This is a genomic window from Streptomyces sp. NPDC059398 (genome assembly GCF_042751845.1).
GTDB lineage: Bacteria > Actinomycetota > Actinomycetes > Streptomycetales > Streptomycetaceae > Streptomyces.
Map to the genome: position 1 here is coordinate 70,543 of NZ_JBHYWP010000003.1, position 26,141 is coordinate 96,683.

The following is a 26,141-nucleotide window of genomic DNA, read 5'->3' on the forward strand; positions in this document are numbered from 1 at the left end:
CGCGCTCGCCCACCCGCACTGGCCCGCACCCGCTCGCTCACGCCCAGCCCCGCAAGCCTTCGAAAGGGAGGGCTTCATGCCTTCGTCTGTCATGCCCATGCCCGGATACGTCCAGGGCCAGGAACCGCCCGAAGCCGTATCCGCCGTCGGTCTGCGCAAGTCCTACGGCGACAAGCTCGTCCTCGACGGGATCGACCTGCGCATCCCGGCCGGCACCGTCTTCGCATTGCTCGGCCCGAACGGCGCCGGCAAGACCACCGTCGTCCAGATCCTCTCCACGCTCATCTCCGCCGGCCCCGGCTCCGGTGCCATCCGGGTCAACGGCCACGATCTGGCCGCCGCCCCGCAGGCCGTGCGCGCCGCGATCGGTGTCACCGGGCAGTTCTCCGCCGTCGACGGTCTGATCACCGGCGAGGAGAACATGCTCCTCATGGCGGACCTGCACCACCTCCCGCGCCGGGAGGGACGGCGGACCGCCGCCGAACTCCTGGAGCGCTTCGACCTGGTGGAGGCGGCGAAGAAGCCCGCCGCCACCTACTCGGGCGGTATGAAGCGCCGTCTCGACATCGCCATGACGCTGGTCGGCGATCCGCGGATCATCTTCCTCGACGAGCCGACCACCGGTCTCGACCCGCGCAGCCGGCACGCCATGTGGGGGCTCATTCGCGAACTGGTCTCCGGCGGCGTCACCGTCTTCCTCACCACCCAGTACCTGGACGAGGCCGACGAACTCGCCGACCGCATCGCCGTGCTCAACGGCGGGAAGATCGCCGCGCAGGGCACCGCCGACGAGCTCAAGCGGCTCATCCCCGGCGGACACATCCGGCTCCGCTTCACCGACCCGGCCGCCTACCGGTCCGCCGCGGTCGCCCTGCGCGAGGCCACGCGGGACGACGAGTCACTGTCGCTGCAGATCCCCAGCGACGGCGGCCAGCGCGCACTGCGCTCCCTCCTCGACCAGCTGGACTCGCTGGGTGTCGAGGCCGACGAACTGAGCGTCCACACCCCCGATCTCGACGACGTGTTCTTCGCCCTCACCGGCTCCAGCGTGCCCGCCCAGAACAACCAGCCGAAGGAGGCTGTCCGATGAGCGCCCTCTCCCTCGCCGTACGCGACTCGCACACGATGCTGCGCCGCAATCTGCTGCACGCGCGCCGCTATCCGTCGCTGACCCTGAACCTGCTGCTCACCCCGGTCATGCTCCTGCTGCTCTTCGTCTACCTCTTCGGCGATGTGATGAGCGCGGGCATCGGCGGCGGCGGTGCGGACCGCTCCGCGTACATCGCGTACATCGTCCCGGGCATCCTGCTGATGACCATCGGCGGCACCGTGGTCGGGACCGCGGTGTCCGTCTCCAACGACATGACCGAGGGCATCATCGCCCGCTTCCGCACCATGGCGATCCACCGCGGTTCGGTGCTCGTCGGCCATGTCGTCGGCAGCGTGCTGCAGGCGGTCATGAGCGTGGCCCTGGTGGGCGCCGTCGCCGTGGCCATCGGCTTCCGGTCCAGGGACGCCGGCGTCCTGGAGTGGCTGGCGGCCTTCGGGCTGCTCGTGCTCTTCGCCATGGCCCTCACCTGGGTCGCCGTCGGCATGGGCCTGATCAGCCCGAACGCCGAGGCCGCCAGCAACAACGCGATGCCGATGATCCTGCTGCCGCTGCTCTCCAGCGCCTTCGTCCCGGTCGACGCGATGCCGGGCTGGTTCCAGCCGGTCGCCCGGTACCAGCCGTTCACGCCGGCCATCGAGACGCTGCGGGCTCTGCTGCTCGGCGGCGACATCGGCAACAACGGGTGGCTCGCGGTCGGCTGGTGCCTGGCGCTCGCGGTACTCGGCTACTTCTGGTCCACCTCGAAGTTCAACCGCGACCCGAAGTGACCGCCACGGCCCCGGAGCGACCGCCGTGACGGCCCACTCCCCGGTGCTCTTCCACCCCCGGGACCGGCCGGGCGGCGGCCCTGAACGCAGCAGTCCGGCCGCTCACGCACCGACATCGCGGGCGCGGTAATCGGCCAGGGTCTCCCGGCGTACGAGCAGCCTGGCCCGGCCGTCCTCCACCGCCACCACGGGCGGACGGCCCACGAGGTTGTAGCCGGATGCCATCGACAGCTGGTAGGCCCCGGCGACCGGTACGGCGAGCAGGTCACCGGGCCGGATATCACCCGGCAGACCCACGTCGGCCGCGAGAATGTCGCCCGCCTCGCAGTGCCGGCCGACCACCGTGGCCGTGCGCGTCCCGGCGGTGGAGCGGCGCCCGATGAGCCTGGGTGCGTAGCGGACGCCGTACAGCGCGGGTCTGGGGTTGTCGCTCATGCCCCCGTCCACCGCGACGAACGTCCGCTCACCGGTCCGCTTCACCGAAAGCACCCGGTAGAGCGCCACACCCGCGGGGCCGACCACGGCGCGACCGGGCTCGATGAGGAGACGGGGCACGGGCAGCCGTGCGGCCGCGCAGCCCTCGCTCAGCTCGGCGCGCAGTCTGCGGGAGAGCGCGGGGATGTCCAGCGCGGCCTCTCCGGGCCGGTAGGCGATGCCGTGACCGCCGCCCATGTCCAGCTCGGGCAGGACGACCCCATGGGTGTCCCGCACCCGGGCCATCAGCCCCACCATGCGGCGCACGGCCACGAGGTACGGCTTGATATCGGTGAGCTGCGAACCGATATGGCAGTGCAGGCCGGTCAGTTGGAGCTGGGGCTGTCCGAGAACACGGGCGATCGCGTGGTGGGCCTGTCCGTCGGTGAGGGAGAGGCCGAACTTCTGGTCGTCCGTTCCGGTCCGGATCTTCACATGCCCGCCGGCGGACACCCCCGGCACGACCCGGACCATGACCTTCTGACGGCCCTCGTGACCCACCGCTGCCGCCAGCTGCGCGATCTCCGACGGATTGTCGATGACGATCCGCCCGACTCCGAGCCGTAGCGCGGCCGCGAGGTCATGAGGTGATTTGGCGTTGCCGTGCAGCACGATCCGGCCGGCCGGAAACCCGGCTGTCACAGCGAGTTCGAGCTCTCCGGCCGAGCAGACATCCAGTCCGAGCCCCTCCGCCGCTATCCAGCGCACCATCGCGCGGGAGAGGAAAGCCTTCGCGGCGTAGAGGATGCCGGCCTGCGGAAAGGCAGCCCGGTAGGCCCGGCAGCGCGCATGGACCTCGCCCCTGTCCAGGACGTACGTGGGTGTGCCGAACCGTTCGGCCATCTCGGCCAGATCGACGCCACCGACCGCGAGACCACCGTGCGGCAGCCGGGTCGTGGAGCCTGGCCAGACCGACAGATCGGCGTCGGCCGCAGACGTGGGCGAGGACGCGAGGGTGGTCGTCACGAGGCCAGCTTCCTTCCGCTCGGGGTGGGCATAGGTCCGGGCCCGCGGAGCTCCGCGACCGTACGGGCCGGGGCGTCGGCCCGTACCGGCGGAGCGGTCAGCATCGGATCGAGCGTCATCCGTGTCACGCCGAGCGGTTCGGCCATCGCACGCAGTGCGGGCTCGGAGAGCACGATCCACGCCTGGCCCTCGCCCAGCACTGCGGTGACCATCGCCGCCTCGGTGAAGGCAACGGTGGTACGTACGCCCAGCGGGGTACGGAAGAGACGGAGCGCGGCGCGCGCGGGCCCCGGCAGGACCGGTACGTACAACGGCCCGGCCGGGACCTGTTCCTCGGGTTCAGGATCGTCGTCGTAGGAGCGCAGGCACATGGGAACCTCCCGGAGAAACCACGAGGAGCGGGTGGCATCCCGGGTGCGGGGAGGCAGCCCGGGACGTGACACCGAAGCTATGCCCCGCCCGCGCACCGGTCGCCGTCTCATGATGTGCCCCTGACGCCGGACGGCCGAGTCGTAACGGATCGCTGACGGCCTGCGTGCCGGGCCACCGGGAGCCGGTGGCAGAGCCGATGCCCGGGCTTGCCTTGAGTCACGTCAGGGACTTTTTTTGGAGACTTCTTGTCGAGAGCTGATTACCACGTATCCCTGCTGCGTGAGACGCCTGCGGGGTTGGGCAGTTGATGCTCGGGCGGAATGCGACGGCTTCGGCGAGCCCCGCACTCGTCATGCGTAGGTCTGGGCTCGCCCCGAAAGCCTGGCCGGTCAGTCAGGTCCGGTTCATGACCACGTGAGGGTCGCCGCACTCCAAGTGAGGGTGGCGGCACCGCCGTTGAGGAGTGTGTCTGCGAAGGCGGTGACCTGCCGGGTGACGTCCGTGAAGCCTCCGGGGTAGCTCGTTGCGGCGGTGCCTTGCCGACGGCGCCAGGCGGTGTAGGAGGTCTGGCGGCGCTCGCCGAGGTCGGTGATGGTGGTGCTGAGGGGTTTGAGAGTGATGCCGCGGTGTGTGGCGGTGGCGGTCAGCGCTGTGGTGAGTTCTTGTCCGTCCAGGTCGTTGAGGGTGAGCAGGCGGTAGAGGTCGCCGTAGTCGCGGTCGCGGGTGTTGAGGTCGCCGAGTGAGATGGCGGTGGAGAGTTTTTCGGCGATGACGGTGGCGAGTGGTAGCCGAGGATCTGGAAGCTGTCCGTCGTGAGTTGCTGCGGATACTCGATGATCCGGGGGCCGGGGGTGACGGGGTCGCCGAAGCTGATGTCCAGTTGGAGCTTGAGTCGTGCTCGGGGGATGGAGGCGGCCATCGACAGGCGTAGACCGTGGTACTCGTCCTCCTCACGGATGGGGACGGTCACGGGTGGGATTGACCATCAGGCGAGCACCGCCTCTACGGCGGGGCGGACGACGGAGAGGGCGTCCAACTCGCTTGCGATGTGCTGGAGTTCGCTAATCCCGCCGCGCCCGCTTCGACGCAGGTAGCGGCCGAGCGCGGACAGGGCGAGGGTTTCGCCGAGGCGGCTGCGGTGGCGCATTGCGTCGACGACGCTGCGAGCTGGGCTGTACATGGGGATGGTTTCTCCCGGGGCTGCTTCGAACCGTTCGATACCGAGGTCGAAGGTCTTTGCGGCGTACTGCGCCACCACGGTCGGCGGGTAGGAAATCGTCGGGCGGCGTGTACCGCGCGGCACGGCGATGTGTACTGCTGCGGGGATGTCGTCGATCAGTTCATGCAGGGCCAGGGCGGATTCACCGCACACGACGGCGCGATGGGTCCGTGCGCACACGGCCAGCAAATCCGCGTGCGCCGTCTCCGGGGCGTCTGCCCGCCGGTACACCCCACGGGACAGCTCGTCTATCTCCCCCTCCGTGGCCAAGTGCGCCAGATCGCGAGGGGAGAGCAGGGCCTGTCGTGCCTGCGCTGTGGTGAATGTGGGGGAGAGGCCGGCCAGCCGCTGCTCTAAGCGCGGGTTTTTCCGCCAAGTAAGCAGGGAAGGCCCTGACAGCGCTACGAACGCGCTGGTCAGGGCCTACTTGCTCAGCACTCGATGATGTTCACCGCGAGCCCTCCCCGGGCCGTCTCCTTGTACTTGACCGACATGTCGGCGCCGGTGTCCTTCATCGTCTTGATGACCTTGTCCAGGGAGACCTTGTGGCTGCCGTCGCCGCGCATCGCCATCTTGGCCGCCGTGACCGCCTTGACCGCCGCCATGCCGTTCCGCTCGATGCACGGAATCTGGACCAGTCCGCCGACCGGGTCGCAGGTCAGGCCCAGGTTGTGCTCCATGCCGATCTCCGCCGCGTTCTCCACCTGCTCGGGAGAGCCGCCCAGGACCTCGGCCAGGGCGCCCGCCGCCATCGAGCAGGCGGAGCCGACCTCGCCCTGGCAGCCGACCTCGGCGCCCGAGATCGAGGCGTTCTCCTTGAAGAGCATGCCGATGGCGCCCGCCGAGAGCAGGAAGCGGACCACGCCCTCCTCGTCGGCGCCCGGGACGAAGTTGATGTAGTAGTGCAGGACGGCGGGGATGATGCCGGCCGCGCCGTTCGTGGGGGCGGTCACGACGCGGCCGCCCGCCGCGTTCTCCTCGTTCACGGCCATCGCGTAGAGCGTGATCCACTCCATGGCGCGGGCCAGCGGGTCGCCCTCGGCGCGCAGCTGGCGGGCCGAGTTGGCCGCCCGGCGGCGGACCTTGAGGCCGCCGGGGAGTATGCCCTCGCGCGACATCCCCCGGGCCACACAGGACTGCATGACGCCCCAGATGTCCAGCAGCCCCGCACGGATCTCCGCCTCCGTGCGCCATGCCTTCTCGTTCTCCAGCATCAGCGCGGAGATGGAGAGACCGGTCTCACGGGTCAGCCGCAGCAGCTCGTCGCCGGTACGGAAAGGGTGCTTCAGGACGGTGTCGTCCAGGACGATGCGGTCCTCGCCCACGGCGTCCTCGTCCACCACGAAGCCGCCGCCCACCGAGTAGTACGTCTTCTCCAGGAGCGGCGCGCCCTCGGTGTCGTACGCGAAGACCGTCATCCCGTTCGCGTGGTACGGCAGGGCCTTGCGCCGGTGCAGGATCAGGTCCGCGTCGTAGTCGAAGCCGATCTCGTGCGCGCCGAGGATGCTGATGCGGCCACTGGTGCGGATCTGCTCGATGCGCTCGTCGGCGTGCTCGACATCGACCGTGCGCGGGGACTCGCCCTCCAGGCCGAGGAGTACCGCCTTCGGGGTTCCGTGTCCGTGCCCCGTTGCGCCCAGCGAACCGAAGAGCTCGGCGCGGACCGAGCCGGTGTGGGCCAGCAGACCCTCGTTCTTCAGCCGCGCGGCGAACATCCGGGCGGCCCGCATCGGGCCCACCGTGTGGGAGCTGGACGGACCGATGCCGACCGAGAAGAGGTCGAAGACCGATATGGCCACAGGGAACTCCTTGGTGAGGTAGACGCCGTTGTCTGCCGGGGTGGTGCAGAGAAAGCGCGGTACAGCGGTGAGCAAGTGCGTACGTGGTGCGGGGCACCCCGCTCACCGACCAGTGTGCGGGGTGCCCCGTGGTTCGTACAAAACCGTACTGATCCGGACCGACCGGTCCTGCAACCGTACGGGTCCGGGCCTACTTCAGCCCGGGGTAGAGCGGGAACTTCCCGGCCAGCGCGGAGACCCGGGCGGCCAGCGCCTCCCGGTCGTAGGCAGGCTTCAGCGCGGACGCGATGATGTCCGCGACCTCGGAGAAGTCCTCGGCCTGGAAACCACGGGTGGCCAGGGCCGGAGTGCCGATCCGCAGCCCCGATGTGACCATCGGGGGGCGCGGGTCGTTCGGGACGGCGTTGCGGTTGACCGTGATGCCGATCTCGTGGAGACGGTCCTCGGCCTGCTGGCCGTCGAGCTCCGAGTTGCGCAGGTCCACCAGGACCAGATGCACATCGGTGCCGCCGGAGAGGACCGAGACACCGTGCTCGGTGACATCGGCCTGCACCAGACGCTCGGCCAGGATGCGGGAGCCGTCCAGGGTGCGCTGCTGGCGCTCCTTGAAGTCGTCCGTCGCCGCCACCTTGAAGGCGACCGCCTTCGCCGCGATCACATGCTCCAGCGGGCCGCCCTGCTGACCGGGGAAGACCGCCGAGTTGATCTTCTTGGCGAGCTCGGCGGTGGAGAGGATCACACCACCGCGCGGGCCGCCCAGCGTCTTGTGCGTGGTCGTGGTGACGACATGCGCGTGCGGGACGGGCGACGGGTGCAGACCCGCGGCCACCAGGCCGGCGAAGTGCGCCATGTCGACCATCAGATACGCGCCGACCTCGTCGGCGATCTCGCGGAACGCGGCGAAGTCCAGCTGGCGCGGGTAGGCGGACCAGCCGGCCACGATCAGCTTCGGCTGGGTCTCCTTGGCGAGGCGGGCGACCTCGGCCATGTCGACCTGGCCGGTCTCCTCGTCGACGTGGTACGCGACCACGTTGTAGAGCTTGCCGGAGAAGTTGATCTTCATGCCGTGGGTCAGGTGACCGCCGTGCGCGAGGTTCAGGCCCATGATCGTGTCACCGGGCTTGAGCAGCGCGAACATCGCGGCCGCGTTCGCCTGGGCGCCCGAGTGCGGCTGGACGTTCGCGTGCTCGGCGCCGAAGAGCGCCTTCACACGGTCGATCGCGATCGTCTCGACCACGTCGACGTGCTCACAGCCGCCGTAGTAGCGGCGGCCCGGGTAGCCCTCGGCGTACTTGTTGGTGAGGACGGAGCCCTGGGCCTCCATGACCGCGACCGGAGCGAAGTTCTCCGAGGCGATCATTTCGAGGGTGGACTGCTGGCGGACCAGCTCGGCGTCGACAGCGGCGGCGACGTCCGGGTCGAGCTCGTGGAGGGAGGAATCAAGAAGTGACATCAATAGTCCCTAGGTCCCTAGTTGCCGGCGGAGAGAGCGGCGTACTCGTCGGCGGAGAGCAGGTCGTCCGGCTCGCCGGTGACGCGCACCTTGAACAGCCAGCCGCCCTCGTACGGGGCGGTGTTCACCAGCGACGGGTCGTCGACGACGTCCTGGTTGATCTCGGTGATCTCACCGGAGACCGGGGCGTACAGATCGCTGACCGACTTGGTCGACTCCAGCTCGCCGCAGGTCTCGCCCGCGGTGACCGTGGACCCGGCCTCAGGGAGCTGGGCGTAGACGACGTCACCGAGCGCGTTGGCCGCGAACTCCGTGATGCCGACCGTCGAGACGCCGTCCTCGGCGACCGACAGCCACTCGTGCTCCTTGCTGTAACGCAGCTGCTGGGGGTTGCTCATGACCTGATTCTCCTGGATGCGGGGGAGTGCTGGTGAACAGTGGTCTTACGGGCTGAGATGGTGTGGGTCACTTCTGGCGCTTGTAGAAGGGGAGGGCCACGACCTCGTACGGCTCATGGGTACCGCGGATGTCCACGCCCACACCGGACGTGCCGGGCTCCGCGTATGCCGCGTCGACGTACGCCATGGCGATCGGCCTGCCCAGCGTCGGGGACGGGGCGCCCGATGTGACCTCGCCGACGACCTGGCCGTCCGCGACGACCTGGTAGCCCGCGCGGGGGACCCGGCGGCCCTCGGCGATCAGGCCGACCAGCTTGCGCGGCGGGGCCGAAGCGGCGCGCTCGGCGGCGGCCTCCAGGGCGGTGCGCCCGACGAAGTCGCCCTCCTTCTCGAACTTGACGACCCGCCCGAGACCGGCGTCGAAGGGCGTCAGCGCGGTGGTCAGCTCATGGCCGTACAGCGGCATGCCGGCCTCCAGGCGCAGGGTGTCGCGGCAGGACAGACCACAGGGCACGAGACCGGCCGGGGTGCCCGCTTCGGTGAGGGCCTGCCAGAGCTTCTCGGCGTCGGCCGGGGCGGTGAACAGCTCGAAACCGTCCTCGCCCGTGTAGCCGGTCCTGGCGATGAGCGCAGGGATACCGGCGACGGTGCCGGGCAGACCGGCGTAGTACTTCAGCCCGTCCAGGTCGGCGTCGGTGAGCGACTTCAGGATGCCGGAGGATTCCGGGCCCTGTACGGCCAGCAGGGCGTAGGCGTCGCGGTCGTCCCGTACGACGGCGTCGAAACCGCCCGCGCGTGCGGTCAGCGCGTCCAGGACGGTCTGTGCGTTGCCCGCGTTGGCGACGACCATGTACTCCTGCTCGCCCAGCCGGTAGACGATCAGGTCGTCCAGGATCCCGCCGTCCTCCTGGCAGATCATGGTGTAGCGGGCGCGGCCGTTGCCGACGGTGGAGATGTTGCCGACCAGCGCGTGGTCGAGCAGCCGCACGGCCTCCGGGCCGCTGACGGTGATCTCGCCCATGTGGGAGAGGTCGAAGAGACCGGCACGGGTCCGTACGGCGATGTGCTCGTCGCGCTCACTGGCGTAGCGCAGCGGCATGTCCCAGCCCGCGAAGTCGGTCATGGTCGCGCCCAGCGAACGGTGCAGGGCGTCGAGTGCGGTGAGGCGGGGCGTGGGGCTCATATGCGGTACTCCCGGGGCATGACAGACGAGGACGATCCTCCCCATCTGTCATCGGAACCTGAGAGGTTCGCCGGCGCCTGTCGGGAGGGCGCGGCTTGCACCTTGGGTGGGACCGCGGGGCGGTCCGCTTTTCAGATCTGCCTCGTCCGCGCGGTACGGGGCCTGAGAGATTACAAGGGAGGGACTTGCTCCTTCGGCGCCCCGGCCAGTGACCGGGAACTCTCCCGCGCGGATTCGAACGGCCTGTATGGAGTTGGCGCGCACATCATCGCATGCCGGGCGATCGTTGCCCCACCGGTCTCGCATTACTCTTTCTTTACACTTCGCCGACGGGGGTATGCACAAGGACGCAGGCATGCGCAGGCGCAGGCGGCGTACGGGGTGGCCCGACAGGGGGAGCGGCCATGGTGGGACAGGAGCGGCGTGCGGATCCGGCGCCGGAGACGGTGCCCGGCGGGCCGGGGGCCGGGGCCGGGTGGCCGGCGGGATCCGGGCAGGAGGCGGCCGGGCGGACGGTGGGGCCGGGGCCCGCACGGACCGTGGCCGGGCCGGCCGTACGGAGTGGACGGGCGGGATCCGGGCGCGCGCCCGCGGTGCGGGACCTGCGCCGGCGGACCGGCCGCAGCCCGCACGCCCTGGTGTTCGCCGCGGGGGACGTGGTGGTCCTGTCCGGACTGCCGGGCAGCGGCAAGTCCACGCTGTTGCGCAGGGCCGCCGGGGCGTACGGAATCGACTCGCAGGACACCCGGGACCGCTGGGAGCGCCGGCTGCCGCGCCTGCTGCCGTACTGGAGCTACCGGCCGCTGGTGCGGGCCGCCCACTACGGCAGGCTGTGGCGGGCCCTGCGCTCGGGTGCCGGTGTCGTCGTGCACGACTGCGGTACGCACTTCTGGGTCCGTGCCCTGCTGGCCCGCACGGCGCGGCGGCGCGGCAGCGCCCTGCATCTGCTGCTGCTCGACGTGACGCCCGCGATGGCGCTGGCCGGCCAGGCCGAGCGCGGCCGGAAGGTCTCCGCGTACGCCTTCGCCCGGCACCGCGGGGCGGTCGCCGGGCTGGTCCGGGCGGCCGAGCGGGCGCGGCTGCCCGCCGGTTGCCGTTCGGCCGTGCTGCTCGACCGGGAGGCTGCGGCCGTGCTGCGCGCGATCCGCTTCGGGGCGGCGGATTGAAGGAGCTCAGCTGTCTGTCGTGGCGGGGGCCGTTAGGGTCGGTCGGCAGGTGAACGCGTGCACGGATGCACAGGTGAGAAGGGGATACCTCGGTGGACATGGCATGGCCGGGAAATGAGCTCGAAGAGGTCCTGACCGCATCGGTCGGGAACCCCGGCGCGGGCGGCCGGCTGATCGAGGTGCTGGGGCGCAGCAATCTCTGGGTTCCGCTGCCCAACGGCGGCGGGCAGGAGAGCAGTTCACTCGACCTGCCCACCGTCGAGATCGAGGGCGGGGCCTATGTGCCGGTCTTCAGCTCGGAGGCGCAGTTCCTCCAGTGCGTCGGCTCGCACTACTCCTTCGCGGTGGCCCCCGCCGTCGAGTTCGCCCGGGGGCTGCCGCCGCAGCTGGGTCTCGTGGTGAACCCGGGCGGTGCGATCGGCATGCCGCTGCCGCCGCCCGCGGTGGCCGAACTCTGCCGCAGCGGCCGGACCCCCCTCGACGGGCCCGCGACCGGCGGCCGGGTGCGGCTCTTCGAGCCGGACTGGCAGGAGGAGCCGGTCGACTTCCTCTCCGCCGCCGCGGGCGAGTTCGAGGAGTCGGGTGTGGTCCGCTCGGCCCGCCGGGCCCTCGCCTCCATCGAGGGCGGCGACCCGGTCCTCTTCGTCGGGGTCGAGTTCGCGACATGGGACGGCGCGGGCCGCAACGCCCCGATGGACGCGCTCGGCCGGGCGCTGCACCGGGTCGAGGTGAGCTGGCCGGTCAATCTCGTCCTCCTCGATGTGGCGCAGGACCCGGTCGCCGACTGGATGCTGGAGAAGGTCAGGCCGTTCTACGTCAGGGCCGGGGCGGAGGGGCCGGTGCTGTAGGGGCGGTACCGAGGGGCCGCTGCGGCGGGCCCGGTACCGCGGGACGGGAGGAGCGGACGGTCCGGTGCCGCGCAGGCGCACCGAACCCGCCGCAGCCTAAGCTGGTCGGATGCGTGGGACGCACGGGACGGCCGGCCCGCGGACTGGCCGGAATCGTGCGGCCGACCGGACGGGCGGACCAGCGGCCGGCCGGATGGCCGGAATCGCACGGGCGAACGGTGTGGACCGCGCCGGGCGGGCCGCGTCCCGGCGCATGGCACAAGCACGTCAACGGGTGGATCGAAGAGGGGCGGGACCCAGGGTGAGCGCGTCGGGCACGACGGCCGGGCAGGTCGAGCAGATGCTGCTCCAGGTGACCCCCGGGCGGTACGACGCCTATGAGGCACTGCTGCAGGCGCTCGCCGACAGCCAGGTCTGGATGCTGCTCTGGAACGGCCGGGCCGGGTCGCCGGACGCCCAGTACGGGAACATGGAGATCGAAGGCCTCGGTTACGCCCCGTGTGTGACATCGGCGCAGGAGCTGGCGGTCTCCGGCTGGAACCGTTCGCACGAGGTGGTCACCGGCCGTGACATCGCGCGCTCCCTCTACCCGGACCACTGGGGAATCTGGCTCAATCCGCATGCCCCCGGCGGCGGTGTCGGCATCCCCTGGACCGACCTGCGCCGTATCGCCACCGGTCTGGACCGGATGCCCGCCGGACCGCTGCGGCTCTCCGAACCGGCCATCGAGATCCCGCAGTTCTACGCGCTGCTCACCCAGAGCGCCCACCACACCCCGGCGATCCGCTCATTGAGCCGGGCCTGGGTGCAGCCCGCGCTCGGCACCCCGTATCTGGCCATCGGGCTCGATCTGTACGACACCAGCCAGCAGTCCGTGGATTCGGTGCGGGCGATGATGCAGCAGTCGATCGCCGCGGTTCCGGAGGGGCTGCCGGTGTCGACCGTGGCGCTCTCCGACGCGTACGACCCGGTCGGGATGTGGCTGCGGGCCAACTGCCGCCCCTTCTACGACCGTGAGGCCCACGCGGCCTCCTCTCCCGCGGCGGGATACGGATACCCGCCGGTAGGCTGAGTGTCCCAATTGGGCCGTCAACAGCGGTTGTTGGGTGCGATGTCCGAACTGGCCCATTGGTGAGGAAAGTTTCCGCTCAGCCGGTCCTGACGTCCGGATAACGGAAGTCCATTAACCGCATCACGGTTGCGCATACATTCACCTTCAGGTCTGGCGGGTGATCGCAACCGCAATGAAGACTCCCTGCATCGAGCATCGTCGTGCCCTTGTTGCGACGTGCCATGAACACATTCCGTCACTTCAGCACAGTGGCATCACCCGATGCGCTAGATGCACAGCAGCCGCCACCGCGGCAGGTACGGGCCGGCCACCGCCGGCCGGGAGGGGTCAAAGGCACTGTGACCGCACCGATCGAGACCACCGGGTCGACTGCCGAAGCGCAGCCGGAGGCAGTACTCACGGGGGCCACGCAGAGCCAGATCGAGGGCCGTTCGCTCGGCCGGATCGCCTGGACGCGTTTCAAGCGGGACAAGGTCGCCATGGCCGGCGGGGTCGTCGTGATCCTGCTGGTGCTGGTCGCCCTCCTCTCCAAGCCGATCCAGGCGATGTTCGGGCTCGACCCCAACGGCTTCCACCAGAATCTGGTGGACCCGGCTCTGCTGGGGCCCAAGGGCAGCTTCGGCGGCATCAGTTGGAGCCACCCGCTGGGTGTGGAGCCGCAGACCGGCCGGGACATCCTGGCGCGCATCATCGAGGGCTCCTGGGTCTCCCTGGTGGTCGCCGCCGGGTCGACGCTCCTCTCGGTGGTCATCGGTGTCGTGATGGGCGTGGTGGCCGGCTTCTACGGCGGCTGGGTGGACAGCGGCATCAGCCGTCTGATGGACACCTTCCTGGCGTTCCCGCTGCTGCTGTTCGCGATCTCCATCTCCGCATCGCTGCAGGGCAACGCGTTCGGCCTCAGCGGTCTGACGCTCCGTATCTGCGTGCTGATCTTCGTGATCGGATTCTTCAACTGGCCCTACATGGGCCGCATCGTCCGCGCGCAGACGCTCAGCCTGCGTGAACGGGAGTTCGTCGAGGCCGCCCGCTCGCTGGGGGCCCGCGGGCCCTTCATCCTCCTGCGCGAGCTGCTCCCGAACCTGGTCGCGCCGATCCTCGTCTACTCGACGCTGCTGATCCCCACCAACATCCTCTTCGAGGCGTCCCTGAGCTTCCTCGGCGTGGGCATCCAGCCGCCGCAGGCCTCCTGGGGCGGCATGTTGTCCACCGCGGTCGACCTCTACCAGGTCGACCCGATGTTCATGGTCATTCCCGGCCTGGCGATCTTCATCACCGTGCTGGCCTTCAATCTGCTGGGGGACGGGCTGCGTGACGCACTCGACCCCCGTGGCAAGTAATCGCGGCCGTGCCGCACACCGGACAACCGAGGGGGCTTTCCTCAGCATGAAGAGCAGGAAGACGGCAGCGGCGATAGCCGCGACGGTAGCGCTGGGGCTCGCTGCCACCGCTTGCGGGAGCAGTGACAGTGGCGGCGGGGGCAGCCATGGCAAGGCAGACGCAGCTCTGACCAGCATCGTCAACAAGACCAGCAAGAAGGGAGGGACGGTCACCTACGAGCACTCAAGTGCCGCCGACTCCCTGGACCCCGGCAACACGTACTACGGCTGGGTGCAGAACTTCTCCCGCCTCTACGCGCGTGCGCTGGTGACCTTCAACCCGGCTCCGGGCAAGGACGGGCTCAAGATCGTGCCCGACCTGGCGACCAGCCTGGGCAAGGCGTCCCCGGACGCCAAGACCTGGACGTACCACCTCCGCAAGGGCGTGAAGTTCCAGGACGGCACCGTGATCACCTCGAAGGACGTCAAGTACGCCATCGAGCGGACCTTCGCCCGTGAGGCGCTGTCCAACGGGCCCACGTACTTCAGCACGTACCTCAAGGACGGCGACAAGTACAAGGGTCCCTACAAGGACAAGTCGGCCGACGGTCTCAAGTCCATCGAGACGCCGGACGACTCCACGATCGTCTTCCACCTGAGCAAGCCGTTCGCGGACATGGACTACCTCGCGTCCTTCTCGCAGACCGCTCCGGTGCCGCAGAAGGCCGACAAGGGCGCCTCGTACGTCCAGCACATCGTGTCGTCGGGCCCGTACAAGTTCGCCTCGTACAGCGAGAGCCGCGGCGCGACGCTGGTCCGCAACCCGCAGTGGGACCCGAAGACCGACCCGGTCCGCAAGGCGCTGCCGGACAAGATCAACCTGAATTTCAACGTCCAGCCGACGACCGTCGACGAGCACCTGCTCAACGACACCAGCACCGCTGACATCGCCGGTACCGGTCTGCAGTCCAAGACTCAGCCGAAGGTCATCACCAAGGCCACCGAGAAGGCGAAGACGGACGACCCGTACGCCGGCGCGCTGCAGTACCTCGCGCTGAACGTGCATGTGAAGCCGTTCAACAACGCCGACTGCCGCAAGGCCGTGCAGTACGTCGCCGACAAGGCAGACATGGTCGACGCGATCGGCGGCGAGGTCCGGGGCGACCCGGCGACGACCGTCATCCCGCCGGGTGTCTCGGGCTACAAGAAGTTCGACCTGTACCCGACCCCGGGCAACAAGGGCGACGTGACCAAGGCCAAGCAGTACCTGGCCAAGTGCGGTAAGCCCAAGGGCTTCAAGACGACGCTGACCGCGCGCTCCGACCGTCCCGACGAGGTCACCAGCGCCACCCAGCTCCAGCAGAGCCTGAAGAAGATCGGCATCATCGCCGACATCAAGACGTTCCCGTCGGACAAGTACTTCACCGACTTCGCGGGCGTCCCGGACTGGGTCCACAAGAACAACGCCGGAATGATGATGATGGCGTGGGGCGCCGACTGGCCGGCCGGCTTCGGCTACATCGACCAGATCGTCGACGGCAAGGCCATCAAGCCGTCCGGTGGCACCAACCTGATGGAGCTCGACGACCCGAAGATCAACGCGGAGATCGTCAAGGGCATCGGGACGCTGGACAACGCGAAGCGCAACGCCACCTGGGGCCAGGTCGACCAGATGGTGATGGAGAACGCCTCGCTCGTCCCGCTCTTCTACCGCAAGAACCTGCTCTACCGCCCGGACTCGGCGGCGAACGTAACGGTCAGTCAGGCGTACCTCGGCATGTACGACTACGTGCTGATGACCTCGACCAAGTAACAACACCTGTTCATCGACAGCACCCCCCTGAAAGGCAGGTGAAGGCGCCGGGACGGACGGGCCTACCCCGTCCGTCCGTCCCGGCGCCGCACGGCTGTGGCTGCGTACATCATCCGACGCGTATTCGCCGCGGTGTTGCTGCTGCTGGTGGTCAGCGCAGTCACCTTCGCGATCTTCTTCCTCGTTCCCCGCCTCGGCGGGCAGACGACCGACTCCATGGCCGCCCAGTACGTGGGCAAGAGCCCCGACCCGGCGACGATCGCCGCGGTCAAGAAGAACCTGGGGCTGGACCAGCCCCTCTACGAGCAGTACTGGCACTTCATCAAGGGCATCGTCGTCGGCGCGAACTACCACTTCGGGCCCGACCCCGCGGTGTGCCACGCGCCGTGCTTCGGCTACTCCTTCAAGACCCACTCGGCGGTCTGGCCCGAGATCCAGCAGCGTGTCCCCGTGACGCTGTCGCTCGCGGTCGGCGCGGCGGTCATCTGGGTCGTCAGCGGTGTCGCGACCGGTGTGGTCTCCGCCCTCAAGCGGGGCTCGCTCATCGACCGACTCGCGATGGGCGTGGCCCTGGCCGGCGTCTCGCTGCCGATGTTCTTCACCGGTCTGGTCTCGCTCGCCCTGTTCAGCTTCCACTGGACGATCTGGAATGTGCACTTCGTGCCCTTCACGGACAATCCGGCGGAGTGGGCCTGGAACCTGATCCTCCCCTGGTGCACCCTCGCCTTCCTGTACTCGGCGCTCTACGCCCGGCTCACCCGGGCCGGGATGCTGGAGACCATGGGCGAGGACTACATCAGAACCGCGCGGGCCAAGGGCCTGCGCGAGCGGAACGTGGTCGTCAAGCACGGCCTGCGCGCCGCGCTCACCCCGCTCATCACCATCTTCGGCATGGACTTCGCGCTGCTCATCGGCGGCGCGGTCATCACCGAGACGGTCTTCGACTTCCAGGGGATGGGGGCCTACGCCATCCAGGGAGTGACCCGCAGCGACCTCCCGGTCGTCATGGGTGTGACGCTGGTGGCCGCTTTCTTCATCGTTGTCTGCAACCTGCTGGTGGACCTTGTGTACGCCGCGATCGACCCCCGGGTGAGGCTCTCATGAGCGACGTGCACAAGAAGGGTTCCGGCGAGCCCGCCAAGAGCGGCAAGGACGACGCCCCGTCCCAGGACGCGAAGAGCTTCCTCTCGGTCCGGGACCTGCGGATCCACTTCGACACCGACGACGGCCTGGTGAAGTCCGTGGACGGTGTCAGCTTCGACCTGAAGGCCGGTCAGACGCTCGGTATCGTCGGTGAGTCAGGCTCCGGCAAGTCCGTGACCTCGCTGGGGATCATGGGGCTGCACAGCTCGGAGCGGGCCCGGATCTCCGGTGAGATCTGGCTCGACGGCGAGGAGCTGATCGGCGCGGGGCCCGAGCGGGTCCGCGAACTCCGCGGTCAGAAGATGTCCATGATCTTCCAGGACCCGCTGTCGGCGCTGCACCCGTACTACAGCATCGGCGCGCAGATCGTGGAGGCGTACCGCGTCCACCACAAGGTCGACAAGAAGACCGCGCGTACCCGTGCGGTCGAGATGCTCGACCGGGTCGGCATCCCCGAGCCGCAGCGCCGTTTCGAGGACTACCCGCACCAGTTCTCCGGCGGTATGCGCCAGCGCGCGATGATCGCGATGTCCCTGGTCAACAACCCCGAACTGCTCATCGCCGACGAGCCGACGACCGCCCTCGACGTCACCGTCCAGGCGCAGATCCTCGATCTCATCCGGGATCTGCAGAAGGAGTTCGGCTCGGCGGTCGTCATCATCACCCACGACCTCGGCGTCGTCGCCGAGATCGCGGACGAGCTCCTGGTGATGTACGCGGGCCGTTGCATCGAGCGCGGCACGGCCGAGAAGGTCTTCTACGAGCCCCAGCACCCCTACACCTGGGGGCTGCTGGGCTCCATGCCGCGCATCGACCGTGAGCAGACCGAACGTCTGGTGCCCGTCAAGGGCTCCCCGCCCAGCCTGATCAACGTGCCGTCCGGCTGCGCCTTCCACCCGCGCTGCCCCTACGCCGACGTGCCCAAGGACAACATCACCCGCATCGAGCGCCCTGAGCTGCGGGAGAGCACGGACGGGCACTTCTCCGCGTGCCATATGACGAAGGCCCAGCGGGAAAAGATCTGGACCGAAGAGATTGCGCCGAAGCTGTGACTGATCAGAAGAAGAAGGCTCCGCAGGCTCCCGAGGCTCCGAAGGTTCCGCAGCAGACGTCCAAGGACTCCGCCGCCGCGCCCGCCAAGGACGCCGGGGCGGAGCCGCTGCTCAAGGTCACCGACCTGGTCAAGCACTTCCCGATCACCAAGGGCGTGCTCAAGCGCAAGGTGGGCGCGGTCCAGGCCGTGGACGGGCTGTCGTTCGACGTGTTCCCGGGGGAGACCCTGGGTGTCGTCGGCGAGTCGGGCTGCGGCAAGTCGACCATGGGCCGGCTGATCACCCGGCTGCTCGAACCGACCGGCGGAAAGGTCGAGTTCGAGGGCAAGGACATCACGCATCTGTCCGCGGGGCAGATGCGGCCGATGCGCCGCGACGTCCAGATGATCTTCCAGGACCCGTACGGCTCACTGAACCCCCGGCACACCATCGGCGGGATCGTCGGAACCCCCTTCAGGCTCCAGGGCGTCGAGCCCGAGGGCGGCGTGAAGAAGGAGGTCCAGGGGCTGCTGGAGCTGGTGGGACTCAGCCCCGAGCACTACAACCGGTACCCGCACGAGTTCTCCGGCGGCCAGCGCCAGCGCATCGGCATCGCCCGCGCGCTCGCACTGCGGCCCAAGCTCGTCGTCGCCGACGAGCCGGTCTCGGCGCTCGACGTGTCGATCCAGGCGCAGGTGGTGAACCTGCTGGACGACCTCCAGAGCGAGCTCGGTCTGACCTACGTGATCATCGCGCACGACCTGTCGGTCATCCGCCATGTCTCGGACCGGATCGCGGTGATGTACCTCGGGAAGATCGTCGAACTGGCGGACCGCAAGTCGCTGTACGAGTCGCCGATGCACCCGTACACCAAGGCGCTGCTCTCGGCGGTGCCGGTGCCCGACCCGCGGCGCAAGGGGACCAGGAGCGACCGGATCCGGCTGGAGGGCGACGTCCCCTCGCCGATCTCGCCGCCGGCCGGCTGCCGGTTCCACACCCGGTGCTGGAAGGCGACGGAGATCTGCGGAACACAGGAACCGCCGCTGCTGACGCTGGGGACCGGACACCAGGTGGCCTGCCACCACCCGGAGAACGCGCCCGACCAGGCGCCGGGCGAGGAACGGCTGCCGCAGGCGAGGGAGGCCGCCGAACTGGTCTCGGTCGCGAAGCCGGAGCCGGCCGCTGACGCGGTCGCGAAGCCCGAGCCGGCCGGTGACGCGGTCGCGAAGGACACGGAGACGGAGCCCGGGGCCAAGGCCGAGCCCAAGGCCGGGACCGAGGCCGCCACCGGCACCGAGTCCGGGACCGACGCAGGGGCGGAGCCGGAGGCCAAGACCGGCACCGGCACCGGCGCAGAGGCCGGGCCGGACGCCGCCGCGGAGTCCGGCGAGAAGTAGGCGCCGCGCGGTTGTCGCGCCGGGCACGCCCATGACAAGTTGGTAAAGTCATGTACATGCCTAAACGGGAGAGTGCAGAGTCAGCGTGTCCGTAACAACGGCGCACGCACGAAGGGCAGACTCTTGGCGCTCTCCCGTTCGGCACGTCTGGCCGCCCTCGCCACCGCGACGGCCGCCCTCTGTGTCATCGCTGCCGCTCCGGCACCCTCACCCGGTTCGGCCGGCATCGGTGACCCCTACTTCCCGCAGCTGGGCAACGGCGGCTTCGACGCCCTGCACTACGGCCTCGACATCGCGTACAACCCGGACTCCGGCCGGCTCGACGGCCGTACGACGGTCACCGCGCGGGCTACGCAGAACCTTTCCTCCTTCGACCTGGACCTCCAGAAACTGACGGTCGCATCGGTCGAGGTGAACGGCGCGCACGCACGCTTCACCCGCTCCGGGGACGAGATACGCATCACCCCGGCAGGCCCGCTGCGCAAGGGCCGCACCTTCACCGTACGGGTCGTCTACGGCGGTGTTCCGCAGGCGCTCAGCGGCCCGATCGTCTTCGGCTCCGACTACGGCTGGATGAAGACCAAGGACGGCGTCTTCGTCGCCTGCGAGCCCAACGCGGCCTCCACCTGGTTCCCTTCGAGCGACCACCCCTCCGACAAGGCCGCCTTCGACATCACCATCAAGGCGCCCAAGGGGCTGACCGGGGTCTCCAACGGGCGGCTGCTCTCCACCCGTACCCAGGGCGCGTCCACCGTCTCGCACTGGCGCGAGTCCCGGCAGATGGCCACCTATCTCGCCACCGCCTCGATCGGCAGGTTCGACGTCAGGACCGGCCGTACACCCGCCGGAACACCGATCTACGTGGCCATCGACCCGGTGCTCGCCCACAGCAACGCCGTTGATGTGTACGCCGTGACGGCCGAGGCCACCGACTACTGGTCGAAGGTCTTCGGGCCGTATCCGTTCGAGGAGACCGGCGCGGTCGTCGACGACATGCCGCAGGCGGGCTTCTCGCTGGAGACCCAGTCCAAGCCGAGCTACTCCGCCGTACGCAACGAGTCGACGATCGTGCACGAGCTGGCCCACCAGTGGTTCGGCGACTCCGTCTCGGTGAAGCAGTGGAAGGACATCTGGCTCAACGAGGGCTTCGCCACGTACGCCCAGTGGCTCTGGGACGAACACCAGGGCAAGCGCTCGGCGCACGACGCCTTCCTCGCCGAGTACGACGCGACCCCCGCGAACTCCGGCTTCTGGCACTCGGAGGTCGCCGATCCACAGCGCGACACGATGTTCGGATCGGCCGTCTACGACCGGGGGGCCATGACGCTCCAGGCGCTGCGCGAACGGATCGGGGACAGGGCGTTCTTCCGGCTGCTGCCCGCCTGGACGAAGGCGCACCGGTACGGCAACGCCGACACCGGGCAGTTCACCGCGCTCGCCGAGAAGATCTCCGGGCAGCGGCTCGGCGCCTTCTTCGACGCGTGGCTGCGCACTCCTGCCAAACCGGAGCTGTAGGGCGGAGCGTTGCACGGCGGCGGTGCGGCGGGGGTAGAACTGTCGGGTGCTCCATGACCTGTTCAACACCTCCGTCCAGCACGTGCTGGACCTCATCGGGATCTTCGTCTTCGCGATCTCCGGTGCGCTGCTCGCTGTCCGGAAGAACTTCGACGTCTTCGGGATCGCGGTGTTCGCCGAGGTCACGGCGTTGGGTGGCGGGCTGTTCCGGGACATCGTGATCGGGGCGGTGCCGCCCGCCGCCTTCACCGATCTCGGCTACTTCGTGACCCCGCTGATCGCCGCCGGCCTGGTCTTCTTCCTTCACCCCGAGGTCGAACGGATCCAGGCCGGAGTGAACGTCTTCGACGCGGCCGGGCTCGGTCTCTTCTGTGTGACCGGCACCACCAAGGCGTACGACTACGGGCTCGGTCTCACTGCCTCCGCCGTGATGGGTCTCGCCACCGCGGTGGGCGGCGGTGTGCTCCGCGATGTCCTGGCCAACGAGACGCCCTCGCTGGTGCGCTGGGACCGCGATCTGTACGCCGTACCGGCCGTGGTGGGGGCGACGATGGTGGCGCTCTTCATCCAGTTCGACGTGCTGACCACCACCACGGGCTGTATCGCGGCGCTCACCTGCTTCACGGTGCGGCTGCTCGCGCTGCGCTTCCACTGGCGGGCCTCACGGGCCTGGAACAGACGTTCGGCGGCCGTCTCTACCGACGAGTAACCTTGCGGTGTACGGTGCTGCTCATGGCACAGGTATCCATCGGGAACAGTGAGTTCGACCGCGACACCGCAGTCACCCGTCGTGAAGAAGGCGTCTACGAGGCGGAGCTCTCCGCGGGCTGGACCATCATCCAGGCGGTCAACGGCGGCTATCTGCTGGCCCTGATCGGCCGCGCGCTGGGCGACGCGCTCCCGCACCCCGACCCGTTCTCGGTCTCCGCGCACTATGTGACCGCCTCCCGTCCGGGCCCCGCGGTGATCAGGGTCAAGACCGTCCGCAGCGGCCGCACGCTCTCCACGGGGCAGGCGTCGCTCTTCCAGTACGCGGAGGACGGCACCGAGGTCGAACGGATCCGGGTGCTCGCCTCGTACGGCGACCTGGACGCGCTCTCCGACGAGGTACGCACCACGGCGAAGCCGCCGTCCATCCCGCCCATCGAGCAGTGCCTGGGCTCCGAAGACGGTCCGGCGCCCATTCCCGGCTCATCCGCGATCACGGACCGCCTGAGGGTGAAGCTGGACCCGGCCACCTGCGGCTGGGCGGTGGGCGCGCCGTCCGGCAAGGGGGAGATGCGTGCGTGGTTCGGCCTCGCCGACGGGCGCGACGCGGATCCGCTCTCGCTGCTGCTGACGGTGGACGCGCTGCCGCCGACCGCCTTCGAGCTCGGCCTCAAGGGCTGGGTGCCCACGGTCGAACTGACGACCCACATCCGGTGCCGCCCCGCGCCGGGCCCGCTCCGGGTGTCGATCGTCACGCGCAACCTCGCCGGGGGCTTCCTGGAGGAGGACGCCGAGGTCTGGGACAGCGCGGACCGGCTGGTCGCCCAGTCCCGGCAGCTGGCGCTGGCGCCGCGGGGGTAGCGGGACGGCGGGGACGGGGGCGGGATGGTGGCCGCGGCTCGGCCGGTCCGGTTCCTCGGCTCCCGCCCCTCCCGGCTCCCGGTTCCTCGGCTCCTGCCCCACTCGGCCCCGTCCCCGCGGTCGGGGCAGTGCCTCGGTCGGGCCAGTGCCTCAGTCGAGCCAGTGCTGCCGCCCCAGGCTGACCAGCCGCATCTGACGCCGGGCCATGTCCCGGGCCCGCTCCGACGCCTCGGGCCCCTCCTCCGCCGCCTCCAGCAGGACCGAAGCGGTCATCACCATGTGATCCACATAGACGGCCGCCAGCATCAGCAGGTCGTCGTCGCTCCACAGCGCGGACCGCGGTTCGTCCGCGAACGCCGCCGCCACCTCCCGTGTGAACAGCCGCAGTTGCGCCGCTATCGCCGCGCGCACCGGCTGGACGCCGCCATGCCGTTCGCGGGCGATGAACCGGACGTGCGCCGGATGCGTGCGGACCAGCGCGGCGATCAGGCCGACCGTAGTGTCGATACGCGCCTCGCTGTCGCCGGTCTCCGCGAGTGTCGCGGCGATCAGCCCGTGCAGTGAGCCCAGGGCCTCCTCGACGAGCGCGACCCCGAGGTCGGCGGTGTCCCGGAAGTGCCGGTAGAAGGCGGTCGGCGCGACACCCACCGCGCGGGTCACCTCACGCAGCCCGAGGCTGGACAGGCTCTGCTCCTCCAGCAGGCCCAGCGCCGCGTCCAGGAGGGCCTGGCGGGTCTTCTGCTTCTGGACCTGGCGGAGGCCCACGGTGTGACTCATGCCATTCAGTAAACAACCGTTCTCCGCCGAAGGGAAGCGTAGACTCAGTAGTCAGTGAACAGTCGTACTCACAATTGTTCACTCAACCGAGCCGTGCGTGCGCCGGACAGGGCGCACCGAAAGGACAGTGATGATTGCCCTCGTCGCGCTTCTCCTCGTCTTCGGAGTCGTGCTGGGTGCCGTGGCCCACTTCCCGCTCTCCGTGTCCCTGGTCGCCGCGGCCGTCATCGGCGCCTGGCTGGCCGTGTTCGCCGTGCGCGAGCGTCTCGGCCGCCGGCGCTTCACCGGGCGCCTCGGCAAGTAAGCGCCCGGCAAGCAACCCGGCCCACACCACGTAAAGGGAGCTGCATCATGGAACTCACCGCTTCGGCCCGGACCCGGACCGGCACCCGCGACGCCGACGGCATGGCCGTCGCCGCGTTCGTGCTCGGCCTGCTGGGTCTGCTTGTGCTGAACATCGTTCTCGGCCCCACGGCCATCGTGCTGGCCGGCCTCGCGCTGTGGCGCGGCACGGCCCGCCGCGGCCGTGCCCTGCTCGGCCTCGCGCTCGGCGTGGCCGACCTGGTGGTGCTGGCCACCGTCTTCACCTCCAGCGGCGCCGTCATCTGGAACTTCGGCGGCTGACGTCCGGAACTCCGGTGGCTGACGTCCGGAACTCCGGCGGCCGACGGCCAACGACCGGAACCCGGCGGCCGGGCTGCCGTGCGCCGCTCACCGGGGGAGTGCGGCGGGGAGACCTCTCCGGTGCTCGTAGAATCGTGCGCACCATGGCATACCTCGACCACGCTGCGACCACTCCCATGCTTCCGGAGGCGGTCGAGGCGATGACCGCCCAGCTCACCGTCGTCGGCAACGCCTCGTCGCTGCACGCCGCCGGGCGGCGGGCCCGGCGTACCGTCGAGGAAGCCCGGGAGGCCCTCGCGGAATCACTCGGCGCGCGCCCCAGCGAGGTGGTCTTCACCGCGGGCGGCACCGAGGCCGACAACCTCGCAGTCAAGGGCCTCTTCTGGGCCCGCCGCGACGCCGAACCGCGCAGGAACCGGGTGCTGGTCAGCCCGGTCGAGCACCACGCCGTCCTGGACGCCGTCGACTGGCTGGGCGAGCACGAGGGCGCGACGGTCGAATACCTCCCGGTCGACGGCTACGGCCGGGTCCACCCCGAGTCCCTGCGCGCGGCGATCGAACGGGACCCGTCCGATGTCGCGCTCGCCACCGTGATGTGGGCCAACAACGAGATCGGCACCGTCATGCCGGTCCGTGAACTGGCCGACGTCGCAGCCGAGTTCGGTATCCCGCTGCACGCCGACGCGGTACAGGCGTACGGCCAGCTCCCGCTGGATTTCGCGGCGTCGGGCCTGGCCGCGATGACCGTGTCGGGCCACAAGGTCGGCGGCCCCTACGGCGTCGGAGCCCTGCTGCTCGGCCGTGAGTACACCCCCGTGCCCGTTCTGCACGGCGGGGGACAGGAGCGCCATGTGCGCTCCGGGACGCTCGACGTGCCGGCCATAGCCTCTTTCGCCGTGGCGGGAACACTGGCCGCGGAGCGCCGCGAGACCTTCGCCCGGGAGGTCGGCGCACTGCGCGACGGACTGATCGACGCGGTACGGTCCACGGTCCCCACGGCCATCCTGGGCGGCGACCCGGTGAACCGCCTCCCCGCCAACGCCCACTTCACCTTCCCGGGCTGCGAGGGCGACTCCCTGCTGCTCCTGCTGGACGCCCAGGACATCGCCTGCTCCACCGGATCCGCCTGCACGGCGGGGGTGGCACAGCCCAGCCATGTCCTTCTGGCCACGGGCACAGACCCGGACCTGGCCCGCGGCACACTCCGGTTCTCACTGGGACACACCTCTACCGCGGCGGACGTCGCCGCGGTGGCGGAGGCGATCGGCCCGGCGGTGGAACGGGCCAGGTCGGCCGGGCTGAGCTGAGGCGGGCTCCTCCGAGATGCGCAGGGCGGGCCGCTCCGGCCAGGGGCGCGCCGGGGTCAGCTGAGGCGGGCTCCTGCGGCCAGGGGTGCCGGGGTGGCCCGGGGTGCTGGTCCAGTGCAGGGGCGCGGTTACGGTTTGTGCTGCTCCCGAGCCTCGCGCACCAGCCGTACGTACCAGGCCCAGTCCCAGTAGGGCCCCGGGTCCGTGTGGTCGGCGCCCGGCACCTCCACATGCCCGATGATGTGCCTCCGGTCCACGGGTATCCCGTACCGCGAGCAGATGTCCGCGGTCAGCCGGGCGGACGACCGGTACATGGCGTCCGTGAACGACGAGGCCCGGTCCACGAACCCCTCGTGCTCTATCCCGATGCTGCGTTCGTTGTAGGCGCGGTTTCCCGCATGGAACGCCACATCCAGCTCCCGGACCGTCTGCGCCACCTTCCCGTCCCTGCGGAGCACGTAGTGAGCGGCGGCCGCGTGGGCCGGATCCGCGAAGACCCGGAGTGCCATCGCATAACTGCCCTGGACGGTATGGATGACAACCCGGTCGACTGCATAGTCATGAGGCCGGTCGGCGACCCGGTAATTCGCCGGGGAGGCCGCCGCCCACTGCGCTCCCGCGAAATCGACCGCAGGGCTCTCGCCGGGCCTTCCGCCGCCGGAGAGCCGGTCCCAGACGTGCGACAGCTCGCCCCTGCCCAGCGCCGTGGCACCCGCCGCTGCGCCCAGCCCGCCGACCAGCAGGGCCCGGCGGCCCATGCGCCGGTCCCTGTCGCCACCCGTACGTTCCATGTGTGCCTCAACGCATCCGTGCGAGCGCGG

The 26,141-nt window shown here is 69.8% G+C and carries 25 protein-coding genes, 1 pseudogene and 1 riboswitch; of the genes and pseudogenes, 16 read left to right on the forward strand and 10 right to left on the reverse strand.

Annotation, left to right across the window (positions count from 1 at the left end; translation table 11 throughout):
• Nucleotides 1–91: 91 nt before the first annotated feature.
• Nucleotides 92–1,090 (forward strand): ATP-binding cassette domain-containing protein, encoded by a 999-nt coding sequence (locus tag ACFXBC_RS02210; protein WP_385017830.1) that lies wholly within the window; start codon nt 92–94, stop codon nt 1,088–1,090.
• On the forward strand, nt 1,087–1,878 hold the full coding sequence (locus ACFXBC_RS02215) for an ABC transporter permease (protein ID WP_385017602.1): 792 nt from the start codon (nt 1,087–1,089) through the stop codon (nt 1,876–1,878). Before ACFXBC_RS02210 ends, ACFXBC_RS02215 begins: the two co-directional genes overlap by 4 nt.
• 102 nt (nt 1,879–1,980) lie before the next feature.
• Here ACFXBC_RS02215 and lysA read toward each other — a convergent pair whose 3' ends face one another.
• From lysA to gcvT, 8 genes and pseudogenes are all read right to left on the reverse strand, one after another.
• Nucleotides 1,981–3,318: a diaminopimelate decarboxylase gene (lysA, locus tag ACFXBC_RS02220; RefSeq protein WP_385017605.1), complete on the reverse strand. Its 1,338-nt coding sequence runs from the start codon at nt 3,316–3,318 to the stop codon at nt 1,981–1,983.
• The gene (locus tag ACFXBC_RS02225) at nt 3,315–3,689 is read right to left on the reverse strand and encodes an SAV_915 family protein (protein ID WP_385017608.1); all 375 of its coding nucleotides are present in this window, start codon (nt 3,687–3,689) and stop codon (nt 3,315–3,317) included. Before ACFXBC_RS02225 ends, lysA begins: the two co-directional genes overlap by 4 nt.
• Before the next feature lie 405 nt (nt 3,690–4,094).
• Nucleotides 4,095–4,660 (reverse strand): annotated as a pseudogene (locus tag ACFXBC_RS02230) (nucleotidyl transferase AbiEii/AbiGii toxin family protein).
• A 15-nt stretch (nt 4,661–4,675) separates the two neighbouring features.
• Nucleotides 4,676–5,329: a type IV toxin-antitoxin system AbiEi family antitoxin domain-containing protein gene (locus ACFXBC_RS02235; RefSeq protein WP_385017833.1), complete on the reverse strand. Its 654-nt coding sequence runs from the start codon at nt 5,327–5,329 to the stop codon at nt 4,676–4,678.
• Nucleotides 5,330–5,340: 11 nt separating this feature from the next.
• Nucleotides 5,341–6,708 (reverse strand): L-serine ammonia-lyase, encoded by a 1,368-nt coding sequence (locus ACFXBC_RS02240; RefSeq protein WP_385017835.1) that lies wholly within the window; start codon nt 6,706–6,708, stop codon nt 5,341–5,343.
• 190 nt (nt 6,709–6,898) lie between these two features.
• Nucleotides 6,899–8,161, reverse strand: a complete 1,263-nt coding sequence (gene glyA, locus ACFXBC_RS02245; RefSeq protein WP_385017611.1) for a serine hydroxymethyltransferase — start codon at nt 8,159–8,161, stop codon at nt 6,899–6,901.
• 17 nt (nt 8,162–8,178) lie between these two features.
• A complete protein-coding gene (gcvH, locus tag ACFXBC_RS02250; RefSeq protein WP_385017614.1) occupies nt 8,179–8,559 on the reverse strand; it encodes a glycine cleavage system protein GcvH in 381 nt (126 codons plus the stop codon).
• A 67-nt stretch (nt 8,560–8,626) separates the two neighbouring features.
• A complete protein-coding gene (gene gcvT, locus ACFXBC_RS02255; RefSeq protein ID WP_385017617.1) occupies nt 8,627–9,742 on the reverse strand; it encodes a glycine cleavage system aminomethyltransferase GcvT in 1,116 nt (371 codons plus the stop codon).
• Nucleotides 9,743–9,883: 141 nt separating this feature from the next.
• Nucleotides 9,884–9,979, reverse strand: a riboswitch (glycine riboswitch).
• A 167-nt stretch (nt 9,980–10,146) separates the two neighbouring features.
• Between gcvT and ACFXBC_RS02260 the strand changes: the two genes are divergently transcribed.
• The 11 genes from ACFXBC_RS02260 to ACFXBC_RS02310 all read left to right on the forward strand — a co-directional run bounded on the left by ACFXBC_RS02260 (nt 10,147) and on the right by ACFXBC_RS02310 (nt 22,612).
• The gene (locus tag ACFXBC_RS02260) at nt 10,147–10,908 is read left to right on the forward strand and encodes an AAA family ATPase (RefSeq protein ID WP_385017620.1); all 762 of its coding nucleotides are present in this window, start codon (nt 10,147–10,149) and stop codon (nt 10,906–10,908) included.
• 98 nt (nt 10,909–11,006) lie between these two features.
• On the forward strand, nt 11,007–11,756 hold the full coding sequence (locus tag ACFXBC_RS02265) for an enhanced serine sensitivity protein SseB (protein ID WP_385017623.1): 750 nt from the start codon (nt 11,007–11,009) through the stop codon (nt 11,754–11,756).
• Between the two features lie 301 nt (nt 11,757–12,057).
• Nucleotides 12,058–12,828 (forward strand): enhanced serine sensitivity protein SseB C-terminal domain-containing protein, encoded by a 771-nt coding sequence (locus ACFXBC_RS02270; RefSeq protein ID WP_385017625.1) that lies wholly within the window; start codon nt 12,058–12,060, stop codon nt 12,826–12,828.
• Nucleotides 12,829–13,166: 338 nt separating this feature from the next.
• Complete coding sequence (locus ACFXBC_RS02275) at nt 13,167–14,165, forward strand: ABC transporter permease (RefSeq protein WP_385017628.1); 999 nt, start codon at nt 13,167–13,169, stop codon at nt 14,163–14,165.
• Nucleotides 14,166–14,211: 46 nt separating this feature from the next.
• Nucleotides 14,212–15,957, forward strand: a complete 1,746-nt coding sequence (locus ACFXBC_RS02280) for an ABC transporter substrate-binding protein (protein ID WP_385017631.1) — start codon at nt 14,212–14,214, stop codon at nt 15,955–15,957.
• 96 nt (nt 15,958–16,053) lie between these two features.
• Entirely contained in the window at nt 16,054–17,061 is a 1,008-nt protein-coding gene (locus ACFXBC_RS02285) for an ABC transporter permease (RefSeq protein ID WP_385017634.1), read from the forward strand.
• Complete coding sequence (locus ACFXBC_RS02290; RefSeq protein ID WP_385017637.1) at nt 17,058–18,152, forward strand: ABC transporter ATP-binding protein; 1,095 nt, start codon at nt 17,058–17,060, stop codon at nt 18,150–18,152. The genes ACFXBC_RS02285 and ACFXBC_RS02290 overlap by 4 nt, the downstream gene beginning before the upstream one ends.
• Nucleotides 18,149–19,528, forward strand: coding sequence for a dipeptide ABC transporter ATP-binding protein (locus ACFXBC_RS02295; RefSeq protein WP_385017640.1), 1,380 nt, complete (start codon nt 18,149–18,151; stop codon nt 19,526–19,528). Before ACFXBC_RS02290 ends, ACFXBC_RS02295 begins: the two co-directional genes overlap by 4 nt.
• A gap of 123 nt (nt 19,529–19,651) precedes the next feature.
• Complete coding sequence (locus tag ACFXBC_RS02300) at nt 19,652–21,043, forward strand: M1 family metallopeptidase (RefSeq protein WP_385017643.1); 1,392 nt, start codon at nt 19,652–19,654, stop codon at nt 21,041–21,043.
• Nucleotides 21,044–21,089: 46 nt separating this feature from the next.
• Nucleotides 21,090–21,752, forward strand: coding sequence for a trimeric intracellular cation channel family protein (locus tag ACFXBC_RS02305; protein WP_385017646.1), 663 nt, complete (start codon nt 21,090–21,092; stop codon nt 21,750–21,752).
• A gap of 23 nt (nt 21,753–21,775) precedes the next feature.
• Nucleotides 21,776–22,612, forward strand: coding sequence for a thioesterase family protein (locus ACFXBC_RS02310; RefSeq protein ID WP_385017649.1), 837 nt, complete (start codon nt 21,776–21,778; stop codon nt 22,610–22,612).
• A 150-nt stretch (nt 22,613–22,762) separates the two neighbouring features.
• Here ACFXBC_RS02310 and ACFXBC_RS02315 read toward each other — a convergent pair whose 3' ends face one another.
• Nucleotides 22,763–23,389, reverse strand: coding sequence for a TetR family transcriptional regulator (locus ACFXBC_RS02315; protein WP_385017652.1), 627 nt, complete (start codon nt 23,387–23,389; stop codon nt 22,763–22,765).
• Nucleotides 23,390–23,519: 130 nt separating this feature from the next.
• Between ACFXBC_RS02315 and ACFXBC_RS02320 the strand changes: the two genes are divergently transcribed.
• The 3 genes from ACFXBC_RS02320 to ACFXBC_RS02330 all read left to right on the forward strand — a co-directional run bounded on the left by ACFXBC_RS02320 (nt 23,520) and on the right by ACFXBC_RS02330 (nt 25,320).
• The gene (locus ACFXBC_RS02320; protein WP_385017655.1) at nt 23,520–23,693 is read left to right on the forward strand and encodes a hypothetical protein; all 174 of its coding nucleotides are present in this window, start codon (nt 23,520–23,522) and stop codon (nt 23,691–23,693) included.
• A 47-nt stretch (nt 23,694–23,740) separates the two neighbouring features.
• Nucleotides 23,741–24,013, forward strand: a complete 273-nt coding sequence (locus tag ACFXBC_RS02325) for a DUF4190 domain-containing protein (protein ID WP_385017658.1) — start codon at nt 23,741–23,743, stop codon at nt 24,011–24,013.
• A 143-nt stretch (nt 24,014–24,156) separates the two neighbouring features.
• Complete coding sequence (locus ACFXBC_RS02330; RefSeq protein ID WP_385017661.1) at nt 24,157–25,320, forward strand: cysteine desulfurase family protein; 1,164 nt, start codon at nt 24,157–24,159, stop codon at nt 25,318–25,320.
• 128 nt (nt 25,321–25,448) lie between these two features.
• Here ACFXBC_RS02330 and ACFXBC_RS02335 read toward each other — a convergent pair whose 3' ends face one another.
• The gene (locus tag ACFXBC_RS02335) at nt 25,449–26,111 is read right to left on the reverse strand and encodes an N-acetylmuramoyl-L-alanine amidase (protein WP_385017664.1); all 663 of its coding nucleotides are present in this window, start codon (nt 26,109–26,111) and stop codon (nt 25,449–25,451) included.
• Nucleotides 26,112–26,141: the final 30 nt, after the last annotated feature.

Bases quoted from the DNA above. Each gene is read 5' to 3' on its own strand.
- ACFXBC_RS02310 (WP_385017649.1), top strand. From the start codon at position 21,776: ATGGCACAGGTATCCATCGGGAACAGTGAGTTCGACCGCGACACCGCA.
- ACFXBC_RS02335 (WP_385017664.1), bottom strand. From the start codon at position 26,111: ATGGAACGTACGGGTGGCGACAGGGACCGGCGCATGGGCCGCCGGGCC.
- ACFXBC_RS02325 (WP_385017658.1), top strand. From the start codon at position 23,741: ATGGAACTCACCGCTTCGGCCCGGACCCGGACCGGCACCCGCGACGCC.
- ACFXBC_RS02260 (WP_385017620.1), top strand. From the start codon at position 10,147: ATGGTGGGACAGGAGCGGCGTGCGGATCCGGCGCCGGAGACGGTGCCC.
- ACFXBC_RS02210 (WP_385017830.1), top strand. From the start codon at position 92: ATGCCCATGCCCGGATACGTCCAGGGCCAGGAACCGCCCGAAGCCGTA.
- ACFXBC_RS02320 (WP_385017655.1), top strand. From the start codon at position 23,520: ATGATTGCCCTCGTCGCGCTTCTCCTCGTCTTCGGAGTCGTGCTGGGT.
- ACFXBC_RS02215 (WP_385017602.1), top strand. From the start codon at position 1,087: ATGAGCGCCCTCTCCCTCGCCGTACGCGACTCGCACACGATGCTGCGC.
- ACFXBC_RS02280 (WP_385017631.1), top strand. From the start codon at position 14,212: ATGAAGAGCAGGAAGACGGCAGCGGCGATAGCCGCGACGGTAGCGCTG.
- glyA (WP_385017611.1), bottom strand. From the start codon at position 8,161: ATGTCACTTCTTGATTCCTCCCTCCACGAGCTCGACCCGGACGTCGCC.
- ACFXBC_RS02290 (WP_385017637.1), top strand. From the start codon at position 17,058: ATGAGCGACGTGCACAAGAAGGGTTCCGGCGAGCCCGCCAAGAGCGGC.
- gcvT (WP_385017617.1), bottom strand. From the start codon at position 9,742: ATGAGCCCCACGCCCCGCCTCACCGCACTCGACGCCCTGCACCGTTCG.
- ACFXBC_RS02315 (WP_385017652.1), bottom strand. From the start codon at position 23,389: ATGAGTCACACCGTGGGCCTCCGCCAGGTCCAGAAGCAGAAGACCCGC.
- ACFXBC_RS02225 (WP_385017608.1), bottom strand. From the start codon at position 3,689: ATGTGCCTGCGCTCCTACGACGACGATCCTGAACCCGAGGAACAGGTC.
- ACFXBC_RS02330 (WP_385017661.1), top strand. From the start codon at position 24,157: ATGGCATACCTCGACCACGCTGCGACCACTCCCATGCTTCCGGAGGCG.
- gcvH (WP_385017614.1), bottom strand. From the start codon at position 8,559: ATGAGCAACCCCCAGCAGCTGCGTTACAGCAAGGAGCACGAGTGGCTG.
- ACFXBC_RS02265 (WP_385017623.1), top strand. From the start codon at position 11,007: ATGGCATGGCCGGGAAATGAGCTCGAAGAGGTCCTGACCGCATCGGTC.